The following is a 14,096-nucleotide window of genomic DNA, read 5'->3' on the forward strand; positions in this document are numbered from 1 at the left end:
GCTTTGTCCTTGCCCGCCGTCTTTGACGCCGTCCTCGCCGTCGCGCGGGAGCACGGGGTGACGGTGCGGGAGCTGGCGTGCCTGCTGCGTACGACGCGGCTGGACGGGCGGGCGGCCGTGCGAGCGTACGGGGCCGATCCAGCCGACCTCCGGACGTTCCTGGCGGCCCGCGGACTCCAGGGGACGTGGGTGCTGACCAGGGCGCTCCGCTTCCCCGCGGAGGCGGACGCCGCCCACGCGACGCCGACCACCTGGCTACAGGACCCGAGCGGCGAACGGCGCGGCTAGACCCGGAAGACGCGGAGCTGGAGTGCCAGTGTCGTGTAGTAGCCGACCAGCGTGGTCAGCTCGAACAACTCCCGCTCCCCCAGCGCGCCGTACCCCTCGTCGTCCAGATCCCCCGCGGTCACCAGGGCGCGCGCGACCGCGTACACCGCCGCCTCCCCGGCATCGCTCAGCGCCGGTGGGGTGCCGTCGCGCAGGGCCTGGAGCTGCTCCTCGGTGAAACCCAGGCCGCGGGCGATCGGCTCGTGGGCCGCCTGCTCGAACGCGCTGTCCCGATGCCCGGCCACGACCAGGATCGCCAGCTCCCGCGCCCGGTCGGTGAGCGTGGAGCGGTAGCGGATGGCCGCCCCGAGCTCCTGCAGCGGATCACCGACGGGCGGGCTGAGCAGCATCGCGTTGAACGGCCCGGTGAGCCCGCCCTCCGGATCCACCATGAACCCGCCACGCGGCCCCGCCGTGATCCGGTCGTAGAGCGCCCGGGCCTCCGGATCCAGCTCGTGCGGGGGTGTTCTGCGCAGGCGTGCCATTAGGGGATCGTAACGCCGTACTCGAGGTGGGTGACCGGGGCGGTCAGCTCGGTACCAGCGGCCTTCTCTACGTCCCGCGCCGGCCGATGTGCCGCAGCATGGTCGCCAGGTCGGTTCGTTCGTTCTCGGTGAGCGTGGCGTACGGGGCCGCCGCCAGTTCGTCCGTCAGCCGGTGTGCCTGGGCGAGGGCCGCTTCGTCGGCTTGGCGGGGTTCGGGCCAGGGGCCGTGCCATCCGTTCGCCTCGGCCTTGCGCGCGTCACGGCCGGTCAGGATCGCCCGCAGCGGGGTGAGCCCGCTCGCGAGCACGGCGATCAGGTGGGACGAGCCCCGGTGTTCGCGCAGCCGGAGCAGCGCCAGGGCGGTGCGGGCGGCGGGGTCGCCGTCGTGCGCGGCCGGGAAGGCCCTCCAGGCCGCGAACAGGGGGCGTCCGGAGGGGTCCGCCGCCGCCACGACGCGTTCGAGCAGGCCGGCCAGCCGGTCGAGGTCGTCGAGGTCGCCGTAGGCGGTGCGGCCCCAGCGGATGCACTCCTCGACGTCGGCCGCGACGATCTCGCCCAGCGGTACGGTCGCGCGTGCCGCCGCCCAGGCCTCGCCTACCAGGTCCGGGGCGAAGAACCCGCAGGCCGCCGCCACGACGCCGGCCTCCACCTCGCCCAGCACGCCCGCGCGCCCGCCGAAGTAGAAGGGCCAGCGGGACAGGCCCAGCTTCGTCCCGCGCGCCCGGTAGCCGGGGTCGTCGCCGAAGGCGGCGCCGATCGTGGTCACCACCTGTTTCGTCTGCCGCACCACGTCCTCAGGCGTCATCCGTCATCCCATTTCCTTCAGGCGGCCGCCGATGTTTCCTGGAGGGTATGACGGCGATGTCCACAAGACGGCTGGAATTGCGTCCGGCCGGGTTGAGCGATCTCGGCGTGCTCGTCCGGCACTGGAACGCCCCCCAGGTCAAGCGTTATCTCTTCGACGACCGCGAGGTGAGTCCCAAGCTGGCCGAGACACTGCTGCGCGACAGCGAGACCGATTTCGCGCGGCACGGGTACGGGCTCTGGAAGATATTCAGGAACGAGGTGCTCGTCGGCGTGTGCGGCCTGCGGCGGCGCGGTGAGGAGCGGGTCGAGATCCTCTACAGCCTGGATCCTCTGCACTGGGGCGCGGGGCTGGCCGCCGAGGCGGCGGAGGCCGTGCTCGGGGCGGGGAGGCGGGCCGGGCTCACGGAGATCCTGATCGAGACCGACGACGGCAACGCGCCCTCGCATCGGCTGGCCGAGCGGCTCGGGGCGAAATTCGAGGGGGAAGGAGACGGGCTGCGGCGTTACGTCGTCACGTTGACACCGTAAACAATGGCTGTTTACGGTGTATACGTGAAACGGGGATTGCTTGCTCTGTCGGCGTCGGCGGTGCTGTTCTATTTGGGCACCGGTTTCGCGCCCATTCCGGCGCTGACCTGGGTCGCGCCTCTGCCCGTGCTGTGGCTGGCGGCCCGGGTGAGCGGGCGGGCGGCCTTCGGGGTCGCCTTTCTGGCGTACCTGCTGGGCCTGGCCGGGCAGTTCGAGTTCTTCGTGCGGACGCCGTCCGTGCCGCTGCCCATCGGGATGGGGATCCTGGCCGGGAGTTCGCTGCTGTTCGGCCTGGTGGTGCTGCTCTTCCGGGCGCTCGCGGGGCGGGGGCTCACCCTGGCGGCGGCGTTCGGGCCACCGGCGGCCTGGGTGGGGGTCGAGCACCTGATCACGCTGGTGAACCCGTCCGGCATCATCTGGCCGCTGGCCACCAACCAGGCCGAGGTCCCGCTCGTGACCCAGATCGCCTCCGTGACCGGGGCGTGGGGCGTGGAGTTCCTGGTGCTGCTCGTGCCCTGTGCGGTGGCGGCCATGCTGTCGCCGGGCACCCAAGGCCGGGAGCGCGGGCAGGACGGGAGGCAGGGCAGGGGGCGCGGGCGGGTGCGGACCGGTGTGGTGGCCGGGCTGGTCTGCGCGCTCACGCTGGGGTTCGGGGCGTGGCGGCTGGCGGGCGCGGACGGCGGGACGGCGCAGCGGGTGGCGGTGCTGTCCGCTACCCGGTACCAATGGGCGCCGGACGCCGGGAGCGCGGACGGGCAGGCGCTGGCGCGTCGGTACGCGGCGCGGATCGCCTCACTGCCGCCGGGGGTGCGGACGGTGGTGCTGCCCGAGGGCGCCTTCGGGACCTCGCCGAGCACCCTGCCGCTGGTGGTGGGGCCGCTCACGGAGGCCGGGCGCGGACGTGGGGTCGATGTGGTGGTCGGGGTCGTGCACACGACGCCCGCCATCAAGTACAACTACTCGGTGCTGCTCCCCGCCGACGGGTCATCGGCCGTGTACTACGCCAAGTGGCACATCTCGCCTGGGGCGCCGTTCAGGAAGGGCGTGGACCTGGCGTTCGCGCGGGACGGCCGGACGGGCCTGGCCAACTGCATGGACCTCAACTTCGCCGCGCCCAGCCGGGACTACGGGCGGGCGGGGGCGCGGCTGCTCGCCGTGCCCGCGGCCGACGAGTTCGGCAACGGGTGGCAGCACAGCCGGATGGGGCTGCTGCGAGGGGTGGAGAGCGGGTTCGCGCTGGCCTGGGCGGCGCAGTGGGGGACGCCGATGATCTCCGACGCGTGGGGGCGGGTGCTGGCCTCAGCGGACACGGAAGGCACGCGTGCGCCGTTCGTGGTCGCGGTCGCGGACGTGCCCGCCGGGCCCGCCGAGCCCACGCTCTACGCGCGGTTCGGCGACTGGTTCGGGTGGTTCTGCGTCGCCGGGGTCCTACTGCTGGCCGGGGTCGTCCTCGTGGGTGATCGCCGTGATCGTCTCCTCGATCGTGAGGGCGATGATCTCGTCGTCGCGGGCGGTGATCGTGCGGGAGCGGCGTAGCTCGGTGCGGACCCTGCGGGTGACGACGTCGGCCGACGGGGTGTCCGTGCGCTTCCTGAGGTCCCGGTAGACGGTCCAGGCGAGGGCGGCGGCGCTGACGATGAGGGAGGCCAGGGAGACGGGGTCGAGGTACTGGTCCGGGCGTTTGGCGGCGTCCCGCGCCTGGAGCGCCACCTCGACGTCGGTGACGAGGCCGGGGGTCAGGCGGCGGGCCACGGCTCGCGCGGCGTCGGCTACGGGGTCGGACTCTACGGGGTCTGAGGCTATGGGGTCGGACAAGGCGGTTCCTCGAGGATGTAGGCGCGGATGTCGGGTGGGAGAGGCCGGCCCGTGGTGCTCTGCCAGGTCTGTTCGAGGGCCGGCAGGCCGTGCCGGGCGGTCAGGGTCTTGAGGAAGTGGGCACCGGCCTGGAAGACGGGGTGCGTGATCTCGTCCAGGTATGCCACGCATTTGACCGTCCACGTCAGTGCCTGCGAAGGCCGTTCCAGGGCCGCGGCGCAGAGGCCCAGCGACAGGTATTCGGCGGCCACCCGGCGGCGTATGCCCAGCGATTGCGCGAGGGCCAGCGACTTGAGGTACCACTGCTCGGCCTCGTCGAATCGGCCGCGTTCACCCGCCACCGCGCCGAGCTGGTGGTAGGTGCTGACCAGGCCGGGCCGGTCGCCGAGCCGCTCTCTGATGACCAGCGACTTGAGATACCACCGCTCCGCCTCGTCCCAGCGTCGCAGCTCCTGTGCCAGCATGCCGAGCTGGTGATGGTTGATGGACGTCCGGGGCAGATCACCCACGTTCTCGTTGATGGCGAGGGATCGGCGGTACCACCGCCCGGCTTCGTCCCACCGCTCCCGCTCCGCGGCGACGATGCCGAGCTGGTGGTAACTGCTCGCCTGACCGGTCCTGTCGCCGAGCTCCTCGTGCAGGGCCAGCGATCTGCGGTGCCACCGCTCGGCGTCATCCCACAGCCCTCGCCCCTCGGCGGTGATGCCCAGTTGGTGATAGGTGGTGCCGAGCCGCGACTTGTCGCCGAGCCGCTCCGCGACGGCGAGCGACCGGAGATACCACCGCTCGGCCTCGTCCCACCGCTCGCGCCGTTCCGCCACCACACCGAGCTGGTGGAACATGGTCGCCAGCCCCTCCTGCCGGCATGGGCTGTCCTCCCGCCCCCGCAGGGACCGCAGGACCGTGGTGTAGATGTCGTGTGCCTGGTCCAGTTGCCCGGTGTCCAGTCGCCTGGCCGCTTCGCTTCCCATCACGAACATCCAGAATCTTCCGGCAGTGCTCTCCGGATCAGGCGGACTTCCGTCGGGGGCTTCGAGGACGAGACGGATGCGGTCGGTCCAGCACCGCGCCTCCGCCGTCATTCCGCGCATCCGCCAGTACGCGTCCAGCGCTTGGGTGATGCCCAGCGCCTCGTTCCAGATCCGGTGCTCCAGCGCGTAGCCGAGCAGGTTCCCCAGGTTGTGCACCTGTAAGTGGAGGGCGGCCACGGCCGCGGCGCCGTCCGCACCGGAGATCTCTTCCCTGAGCCGATCGGCCAGCAGGGCGTGGGAGTCCAGCAGGGCGTACATCGTGGCGGCGTGCTGCTCCGCGAAAGAACGCTCGGCGCGCCATCGCCGGCTCAGGTAGGCGGGCAGGGCCGGATGGATGCGGTACGTCATCTCGCCCGCCCCGGCGAGCAGCCCGACGGCGGCGGCGCCGTTGAGCATCCGCAGCCAGTCCGCGGGCTCCAGCCCGGCGAACCGCTCCGGCACGCCGTCCTGTTGTGACATCCACGCCACGGCGGCCACGTCGACGACGCCGTGGAACAGGGCGACCGCGACCAGGGCCCGCTGGTCGCGCTCCGGCAGGTGCCCGAAGGAGTAGGCGACGCCGGCCGTGAGCGAGGTCCTGCGGTCCCCGTCGTCGCGGTCCGGCAGCGGGACGACGCCGCGCAGCCCGGCAAGGAGGGTGTCCGGGTCGGTGGTGTCCAGGTGGGGCAGGGTGAGGCGCATGCTCAGCGGGTGGCCGTCCAGCCACTCCATCAGCTCGGCGAACGCCGGCGTCTCCCGCCGCCGCCGGGCCTTCGGGAACGGTTCGAGGAGCCGGTCGGCGTAGAGGACGGCCTCTTCGGCGTTCAGCCCGCCCACCTCGACCCGCCGCAGGTCGCCCAGCCACTCCTCCCGGTTCCGGCTGGTGATCAGCACCGAGCTCAGGCCGGGCTCGTGCAGGAATCGCCGGAGTTCGTCCAGCTCGGCCTCGTCCAGGGGCGGGGTGGCGGAGGCCGGGCCGGGCATGGTGTGCACGGATTCGAAGTTGTCCCAGATCAGCAGCAGGCGCTGCTCGCGCAGCACCTGCCGGACCGCCTCCAGCCGCCGTACGGAGTCCGCCAGCGCGAAGCCGGCCCCGAACATCCGCAGGCCGATCCCGTTGATGACGCCTTCGAGGCCGAAGGAGGAGACTCCCGGCTCGAAGGAGTGCCAGATCACCCAGTCGGGGTGGCCGACCCCGCCCGTGTCACGCCACCATCGGCCGAACGCCTTGGCCAGCTCGGTCTTCCCGGTGCCGCCCGAGCCGTGCAGGATCACCACCTTCTGCAGCCGGGCGGCCGACTCCAGCGTGTGGAACAGGTCGTCGCGGCCCACGAACGTGCCGACCGGCGCCAGGTCCTCCTCCGGGTGGGGTTCGGCGGGAGCGTGGAGCCGGTCGAGCAGCTCGTTCAGGGGCGTTCCCGAGCGTTCGGTGCGCAGGTTCGGGAAGCTGACGTCGCGCCGCGCATAGTGGACCGGCACCACCCAGTCCGCCAGCGGCAGCCTGCCCCTGGGGCTGGGGCGCCTGTCGCGCAGGGCCAGGCGGGCCCGGCCGGCGGCGACGGCCTCGGCCACGCGGTCGCCGGCGAACAGGCGCTCGTAGAAGGCGGCCATGAACTCCGCCGCCGCGACCGCGTACACGCTGTAGGCCATCGCCACCACCGACGCCGCCCCGCCCTGCACCAGGCGGGCCGCGACCGCTCCGACCTGGCCGGACCGGCAGGCGTTGAGCACCACCACGGGCACCCGGCCCTCCGCCAACACCTGGGCCACCTTCCCCGCGGGCACCCGGTCCGGGCCGCCTTCTGCCCGCTCGAACACCAGCCGGTCGCCGGACGTGCCGTGGCCGTCGAAGTGCACCACGTGGAACGGCTCGCCGGGCTCGGTCAGCACCGCGCGGAGATGGTCGAGGGTCGGCGGGCGCAGCACGACGAGGTCGACGTTGCCGCGTACCGCGTCCAGCATCCCCATGAGAGGGCGGGCGATCATCTGGTAGCCGACGTCGTCGTCTCCGGCCGGGCGGGAGATCACCATCAGCACCCGCAGCCGCCTGCCGGTGGCGGGGAACGACCCCGTGAGGTCCCGCACCGGCGGGTTGCGGGTGATGGCCACGCCGTCCAGGGCGAGCGGCACCCCGCGGGCGGGGTCGACCATCAGCTCCCAGGGCAGTTCGAACATCGAGCGGAACACCAGCTCGACCTGGTTGCCGCGCGCCCGCACCGCGGCGTGGGCCGCCCGCGCCTCGGCCGGTCCGAAGACCGCGCGGAACAGGGCCTCGCCCCATTCCGGCAACCGGGCGGCGACGCGTGAACCGCGGTCGGAGTAGACGGCGTAGGGGTGCCGGAGGTAGTCCTCCAGATACCAGCGCAGGTCCTCGAGCGCGTCGCGGCCGAGGGGCAGGGCCACCTGGACCGGCTCTCCGACGGGCTGCGGCAGCGACTCTCCGGCCAGCAGCACGGACAGCGACAGCCACCCGCCGTCCGCGACGTCCACCAGCAACCGGTCGATCATCGGCCCACCCGCCGTCGACTATCTACCTTCAGGCTAGACAGCGGGTGGCGCCGATGTGCGGGAGTGTCAGCCTTCCGTGAGCCAGACCGTGGTGTCGGACGGCAGCAGGCCGTCCTCGATCGGCCCGCTGGACAGCACGACCCTGCCCGCGGGCAGCGGCATCGGGTCGGCGCCCAGGTTGGTGACGCAGGTCAGGCCCGAGTCGCGGGTGAAGGCCAGGACCTGCTCCCCCAGCGGGAGCCAGGTCAGGGTGCCGTCCCCGAGCAGGTCCCGGCGCAGGGCCAGGCCCGTGCGGTAGAGGTTGAGCATCGAGCCCAGGTCCGTACGCTGTGCCTCGGCGGTCAGCTTGCGCCAGCCCTCCGGTTGCGGCAGCCAGGGCGTGCCGGCGCCGAAGCCGAACGGCGGCTCGTCACCCGACCAGGGCAGCGGGATGCGGCAGCCGTCGCGGCCGCGGTTGGTGCCGCCCGAGCGGGCGTACATCGGGTCCTGGCGGACCTCGTCCGGGAGGTCCTCCACCTCCGGTAGGCCGAGCTCCTCGCCCTGGTAGACGTAGACCGAGCCGGGCAGCGCCATGGCCAGCAGGGCCGCGGCGCGGGCTCGGCGGTAGCCCGTCTCCAGGTCCGACGGGGTGCCGTGCAGGGCGCCGCCGTGGGCGAAGGTGGTGTCGGAGCGGCCGTAGCGGGTGACCGGCCTGGTCACGTCGTGGTTGGACAGGACCCAGGTGGGCGGCGCGCCGATGGGGGCGTGGGTGGACAGGGTGAGGTCGATGGACCTGCGCAGGTCGGCGGGGTCCCAGGCGCAGGACAGGAAGTCGAAGTTGAAGGCCGTGTGCAGCTCGTCGGGGCGCAGGTAGCGGGCGAAACGCTCCTGGTCGGGGAGCCAGACCTCCCCGATCAGGATGCGCTCGCCATACTCGTCGGCCACCTCGCGCCACCGGCGGTAGACGTCATGGACCTCGTCGAGGTCTTCGTAGCCGGTCTCCGACTTGAAGAGCAGGGCCGCCGAGTCGATGCGGAAGCCGTCCACGCCGCGGTCGAACCAGAAGCGCAGGACGTCCTCGAACTCCTGGTGGACCTCACGGTTGGCCCAGTTGAAGTCGGGCTGCTCGGGGGCGAACAGGTGCAGGTACCACTGGCCGTCCGGGACCTGGCTCCAGGCCGAGCCGCCGAAGATGGACTGCCAGTCGTTGAGGGGCCGGTCGGCGAACCAGAAGCGGTCGCGGGCCGAAGGGTCGGTCAGGGCCTGCTTGAACCAGGCGCTCTCGGTGGAGCTGTGGTTCGGGACGACGTCGATGATGACCTTGATGCCGAGCTCGTGCGCCTCCTCGATGAACCGCTCGGCCTCGGTGAGCGTGCCGAAGACCGGCTCGATGTCCCGGTAGTCGGCCACGTCGTAGCCGCCGTCGGCCATCGGCGACGGATACCACGGGTTGAGCCAGATGGCATCGATCCCCAGGTCCTTCAGGTACGGCAGGCGGGAGCGCAGGCCGGCGAGGTCGCCGACGCCATCGCCGTTGCCGTCGGCGAAGCTACGCAGGTAGACCTGGTAGATCGCGGCCCCCCGCCACCACGTTTGCGACATGCGCTATCCCTTAATGCTTCCGGCGGTGAGCCCCGCCATGATGTGTCGTTGGAAGATGAAGAAAACGATGATCATGGGAATGCTGGTGATCAGCAGACCGCCCATGACCTGGTTCTGGGTGACGGCCCCTGCCGTCTGTGACAGGCCCACGCTGATCGTCATCTTGTCGCTGTCGGTCATGACGAGCAGCGGCCAGACGAAGTCCTTGAACGAGGTGACGATCGTGAAGATCGAGACCACGCCCAGGATGGGCCTGGAGATGGGCAGGACCACCGAGCGCAGGATGCGCACCGGCCCCGCCCCGTCGATCTGCGCCGCCTCGATCAGCTCCCGGGGGATCGAGTCGAAGAAGCGCTTGAGCAGGAAGATGTTGAACCCGTTGGCCGCCGCGGGCAGCCACAGCGCCCACGGGTTGTTGAGCAGGCCCAGGTCCACGACCGTGACGTAGAGCGGGATGAGCACGACCATCGCCGGGATCATCAGCGTCGCCAGCATCATGCCGAGGATGACGTTGCCGAACATCGGCCGCAGCTTCGACAGCGCGTACGCCGCCGAGACGTCCACGGCCATGCAGACGATCCAGCCGCCCAGCGAGTAGTACGCGGTGTTCGCCAGCAGGGTGCCGATGTCGAACAGGTCCCACGCCTCGAAGAACGCGTCGGGCGTCGGATCGGCCGGCACGAGCGTCGGCGGCATCTGCGCCAGCTCCTCCGGCGTCTTGAGCGCCCCGGTGATCATCCAGTAGAGCGGGAAGACGAAGGCGAGCGTGAAGACCACGAGGACCGTGGCGAGCACGAGCCAGTAGATCCGTCTGCCCCACCTGCTGTTGAGCTGATGCGGGGAGACGATCGTGCGAAACTGCACCTCGATCGGCTTCGGCGACCTCTTCCTGCCCCGCTTCCGCCCGGTGGTCGCCCGGGCCCCGACGGAGATCACGCCTTGTCCTCCCTGGTCAGCCGGAGCTGGAAGGCCGCGAAGACGAGCAGCACGATCATGAGCATCATGCCGAGCGCCCCGGCCGAGCCGTAGTCCTGCAGCGTGAACGCGTTCTGGAACATCAGGTACGCGACCGTGACCGTCGAGTTCTCCGGCCCGCCGCCCGTCAGCATGTACGGCTCGATGAACACCTGCATGGTCGCCACGATCTGCAGCATGAGCATGAGCAGCAGGATCAGCCGCGTCTGCGGGATCGTGACGTGCCTGATCCGCTTGAAGATGCCGGCCCCGTCCAGCTCCGCCGCCTCGTACAGCTCGGGCGGGATGTTCTGCAGCGCGGCCAGGTAGATCAGCGTCGCACTGCCCATGTTCATCCAGGTCGAGACGATGACCAGGGAGATCAGGGCGGTGGACGAGCTGTCCAGCCAGGCCAGCGCCGGCAGGCCGAAGAAGTCGAGCACCTGGTTGAACAGCCCGGGCCCCGGATCGTAGAACCACCTGAACAGCAGCACCGCCACGATCGGCGGCAGCATGACCGGCAGGTAGACCACGAACCGCAGGTAGGCCCGGGCGTGGCGCAGCTCGTTGAGCACGAGCGCGACGACGAACGGCACGGCGTAGCCGCACAGCAGGGCGAGGAGCGTGAACTCCAGGGTGTTCAGCCAGGCTTCGCCGAAGGCCGGGTCCAGGAACGCCGTCGTGAAGTTGTCCAGGCCCACCCAGATCGGCTCGTTGATCAGGTCGGTCTTCTGGAAGCTCAGAATGAACTCCCTGACCATCGGATACCAGGCGAACACCGTGAAGCAGGCCAGCGCCGCGCACAAGAACCCGTAGGCCGTCAGATTGCGCCTCAGAAGTTGCATAGAGGTCAGCCCTTGGCCGCCAGCATCGAGTTGGCCTTGGTCTCGGCGTCCGCGAGAAGCTGGTCGATGTCGGCTTCCTTACGGCTCAGGACGCCGGACATCGGCACGTCGAGGATGGCGTACAGCTCCTGCGCGTGCAGCGGCTCGGCCTTGGGCGGGATCGTGCCCGCGGCCTGGACGTAGGAGTCGTAGTTCTCGACCGGGAGCGAGGCGTTCTTCACGCGGTCGGCCTGGATGGCCTGGCCGGTGGCCGAGTCACCGAAGACGGCGTTGTCCGGGACGCCCACGGGGTTGCCGATGCTCTTGCCGCGGGCGAAGTCGAAGCGGCCCTTCCCGACGGTGTTGAAGCGGAAGTCGATCCACTCCAGCGCGGCCTTGGCCTCTTCCGGGGTGGCCTTCGGGTTGATCATGAACGCTTCGCCGCCGCTCAGCGACGCCTTGGCCTCGGGGAAGCCGGTGATGCCGTAGTCGGCCACGTTGCCCTTGAACTTGTTCACCACGTCGGTGACCACGTCGGGGGCGCCGAGCATCATGCCGACCTTGCCGCTGCCCATGGCGACCATGAGCGACTCCCAGCCGACCAGCAGCTTGGTGCCCATGCTGTTGTCCACCCAGCGCATGTCGTGCAGGTTCTGCAGCACGGCCTTGCCCTCGGGCGAGTTGAACGCGGCCTTCTTGTCGTCGGGGGTCAGGATGCTGCCGCCGCGGCCGTAGATGGACTGGGTGAAGTGCCAGCCGCCGGTGTTGCCGCCGGAGTACTCGCCGAAGCCCACGTGGCCGCCGCCCAGCGCGGCGATCTTCTTGGCCGCCTCGCGTACCTCGGTCCAGGTGGTGGGCGGGGTGTTGGGGTCGAGCCCGGCCTTGGTGAACAGGGCGCGGTTGTAGACCAGGCCCACGCTGTAGTGGACGTTCGGCACGCCGTAGACCTTGCCGTCCTTGGTGACCAGTTCCTTGTGGTCGGCGCGCAGGTCGTTCCAGTTCTTGACGGCGCCCGTCTGCTGCGTGATGTCCAGCGCCTGGCCCTTGGAGATCACGTCGTTGTAGTTGGTCACGGGCACCACGAAGGCCGTCTCCATCTGGCCGCCGGCCAGCTTGGGACCGAAGGTCTTGGGGTCGAAGCACGGCTGCTGGTCCGTGCTCTTGACCGTCACGCCGGGGTGCGCCTTCATGAACGCGGCCACGTCGTCGTCCCAGGCCTGCCGCTCCTTCGGCGCGGACTTCGCCGGCTGGCAGGCCACCGTGATCGACACGGCCTTGGCGCCGCCGCTGGCGTTGGGGGTGGCCGGCTCGCCCGATCCGCAAGCCGTGGCCGCGAGTCCTAGCACGGTTACGAGCAAGAGTCCGGTGGATCTCTGCATGGTCTGACCCTTCTGATGCGAGGTGCCCACACCATAGGATCAGCTACCGAAGTGCGCAATATTTCGACTTCATTTTGCAAGATAACGACTGAGTCACGCCGGTCAGGTCGCGGCGCGGGCCGTGGAGGCGCGCACGACCAGCTCGGGCTCGAACAAGAGCTCGTCCGCCGGCACCACGGCCTTGTCGATCTGGGCGACCAGGAGGTCGACGGCGGCGCGGCCCATGGCGTCGATGGGCTGGCGGACGGTGGTCAGCGGGGGCTCCGTGCAGTTCATCAGGGCCGAGTCGTCGAAGCCGATGACCGAGATGCCCGTGGGCACGGACAGCCCGGCGCGGCGGGCCGCGCGCACCGTGCCCAGCGCGAGCAGGTCGCTGGCGCAGATCACGCCGGTCACCCCGCGCCTGACCAGCCTGGCGGCGGCGGCGTGCCCGCCCTCCAGGGAGAACATGGTGTGCTCGACCAGCTCGGGGTCCCCGCCCTCGGCCTGGAACGTCTCCAGCTTGCGCCGCGACGGCATGTGGTCCTTGGGCCCGAGCACCATGCCGATCCGCTCGTGGCCGAGGGCGCGCAGGTGCGCGATGGCCATCTCGGCCGCCACCACGTCGTCGCACGACACCTGTGGGAAGTCGAGGTGCTGGACGGCCGCGTTCACCAGGACCGTGGGCAGTTTGCGCTCGTGCAGCAGCTCGTAGTGGCCGTGGGAGGCGTCGGCCTGGGCGTACAGGCCGCCGGCGAAGACCACGCCGCTGACCTGCTGCTGCAGCAGCAGGTCGACGTAGTCGGCCTCGGAGACGCCGCCGACCGTGCGGGTGCACAGCACCGAGGTGAACCCCTGCTGGGCCAGGGCGCCGCCGACCACTTCCGCGAACGCGGGGAAGATCGGGTTCTGCAACTCGGGGAGCACCAGGCCGACCAGCCGGGCCCGGTCGCCGCGGAGCTGGGTGGGGCGTTCGTAGCCGAGCACGTCGAGCGCCGTCAGCACGGCTTCGCGGGTCGCGTCGGACACCCCGGGCTTGCCGTTGAGCACGCGGCTCACGGTCGCCTCGCTCACCCCGACCTTCTTGGCCACCTCTGCCAGTCGTCGTGTCATGCGCAAACTATAAGGCCTTTAGCGCAAGCGCTTGCAACGGCTTACGTAGATCGGACGTCGTCGCTTGCACCGCGCCCATGGGGGCCTTGCTGCCCGTTCTCGCTCCCTGACCAGCGTCAGAAGACTGCACAGCAAGCCTTCAGTCAGTCAATTGTTTGCGAAATCTCGTCGAAATATTGCGGCCATCTGCTCGACATCCTATGGTTCGGCCATCCGGCACACCCGAAGGGCCACCCCCATGAGAGCACTGCTTGCCGCCCTTGCGTTACTCATCGGAGTCCTCATCGCGCCGCCCGCACAGGCCGCCGCCGACACCAACCTCGCCGCGGGCAAGCCCGCCACCGCGAGCAGCTCCACCGACGTCTACACCGCCGCCAACGTGACCGACGGCAACCAGAGCACCTACTGGGAGTCGGCCAACAACGCCCTGCCGCAATGGATCCAGGTCGACCTAGGCACCAGCGCGAGCATCAACCGGCTCGTGCTCGAACTCCCCGCCGGCTGGCCCGGCCGCACCCAGACCCTGACCGTCCAGGCCAGCACCAACGGCACCGCCTTCACCACCATCGCCGCCTCCGCCACCCACACCTTCAACCCCACCGCCACCATCACCCTCACCCCCACCACCACCCGCCACGTACGCCTGCAGATCACCGCCAACACCGGCTGGCCGGCCGGCCAGCTCGCCGAATTCGAAATCTGGGGCAGCACCCCCGACAACCCCGGCGACGGCACCAACCTGGCGCTCGGCAAAACGATCACCGAGTCCTCCCACACCCACACCTA

At 70.6% G+C, this 14,096-nt stretch carries 13 protein-coding genes; 4 read left to right on the top strand and 9 right to left on the bottom strand.

The window, feature by feature from the left end; translation table 11 throughout:
* The first annotated feature begins 9 nt into the window (after positions 1-9).
* The gene (locus AB0I15_RS04130) at positions 10-288 is read left to right on the top strand and encodes a hypothetical protein (RefSeq protein ID WP_358089795.1); all 279 of its coding nucleotides are present in this window, start codon (positions 10-12) and stop codon (positions 286-288) included.
* Here AB0I15_RS04130 and AB0I15_RS04135 read toward each other — a convergent pair.
* Both AB0I15_RS04135 and AB0I15_RS04140 read right to left on the bottom strand, forming a co-directional pair.
* Positions 285-812, bottom strand: coding sequence for a carboxymuconolactone decarboxylase family protein (locus AB0I15_RS04135; protein ID WP_358089798.1), 528 nt, complete (start codon positions 810-812; stop codon positions 285-287). The genes AB0I15_RS04130 and AB0I15_RS04135 overlap by 4 nt on opposite strands.
* A 67-nt stretch (positions 813-879) precedes the next feature.
* Complete coding sequence (locus tag AB0I15_RS04140; protein ID WP_358089800.1) at positions 880-1,617, bottom strand: hypothetical protein; 738 nt, start codon at positions 1,615-1,617, stop codon at positions 880-882.
* A 56-nt stretch (positions 1,618-1,673) separates the two neighbouring features.
* Between AB0I15_RS04140 and AB0I15_RS04145 the strand changes: the two genes are divergently transcribed.
* Entirely contained in the window at positions 1,674-2,147 is a 474-nt protein-coding gene (locus AB0I15_RS04145) for a GNAT family protein (RefSeq protein ID WP_358089803.1), read from the top strand.
* Positions 2,148-2,171: 24 nt separating this feature from the next.
* Positions 2,172-3,683, top strand: a complete 1,512-nt coding sequence (locus AB0I15_RS04150; protein ID WP_358089806.1) for a nitrilase-related carbon-nitrogen hydrolase — start codon at positions 2,172-2,174, stop codon at positions 3,681-3,683.
* Here AB0I15_RS04150 and AB0I15_RS04155 read toward each other — a convergent pair.
* The 7 genes from AB0I15_RS04155 to AB0I15_RS04185 form a co-directional block, all read right to left on the bottom strand.
* Positions 3,576-3,962, bottom strand: coding sequence for a hypothetical protein (locus tag AB0I15_RS04155; RefSeq protein WP_358089808.1), 387 nt, complete (start codon positions 3,960-3,962; stop codon positions 3,576-3,578). The two genes, AB0I15_RS04150 and AB0I15_RS04155, sit on opposite strands and share 108 nt — an antisense overlap.
* Positions 3,947-7,480: a tetratricopeptide repeat protein gene (locus AB0I15_RS04160; protein WP_358089811.1), complete on the bottom strand. Its 3,534-nt coding sequence runs from the start codon at positions 7,478-7,480 to the stop codon at positions 3,947-3,949. Before AB0I15_RS04160 ends, AB0I15_RS04155 begins: the two co-directional genes overlap by 16 nt.
* Before the next feature lie 66 nt (positions 7,481-7,546).
* Positions 7,547-9,061 (bottom strand): glycoside hydrolase family 13 protein, encoded by a 1,515-nt coding sequence (locus AB0I15_RS04165; protein ID WP_358089814.1) that lies wholly within the window; start codon positions 9,059-9,061, stop codon positions 7,547-7,549.
* 3 nt (positions 9,062-9,064) lie between these two features.
* Positions 9,065-9,997, bottom strand: coding sequence for a carbohydrate ABC transporter permease (locus tag AB0I15_RS04170; RefSeq protein WP_358089817.1), 933 nt, complete (start codon positions 9,995-9,997; stop codon positions 9,065-9,067).
* Entirely contained in the window at positions 9,994-10,860 is an 867-nt protein-coding gene (locus AB0I15_RS04175) for a sugar ABC transporter permease (RefSeq protein ID WP_358089820.1), read from the bottom strand. Before AB0I15_RS04175 ends, AB0I15_RS04170 begins: the two co-directional genes overlap by 4 nt.
* A 5-nt stretch (positions 10,861-10,865) precedes the next feature.
* Positions 10,866-12,185: an extracellular solute-binding protein gene (locus AB0I15_RS04180; RefSeq protein ID WP_358089823.1), complete on the bottom strand. Its 1,320-nt coding sequence runs from the start codon at positions 12,183-12,185 to the stop codon at positions 10,866-10,868.
* A gap of 135 nt (positions 12,186-12,320) precedes the next feature.
* A complete protein-coding gene (locus AB0I15_RS04185; RefSeq protein ID WP_358089826.1) occupies positions 12,321-13,310 on the bottom strand; it encodes a LacI family DNA-binding transcriptional regulator in 990 nt (329 codons plus the stop codon).
* Between the two features lie 238 nt (positions 13,311-13,548).
* Here AB0I15_RS04185 and AB0I15_RS04190 point away from each other — a divergent pair.
* Positions 13,549-14,096, top strand: a 548-nt coding sequence (locus AB0I15_RS04190; RefSeq protein ID WP_358089829.1) for a discoidin domain-containing protein, incomplete at its 3' end; no start/stop codon positions are given.

The sequence above is a fragment of the Nonomuraea sp. NPDC050643 genome, from assembly GCF_040654715.1.
Classification (GTDB): Bacteria; Actinomycetota; Actinomycetes; order Streptosporangiales; family Streptosporangiaceae; genus Nonomuraea.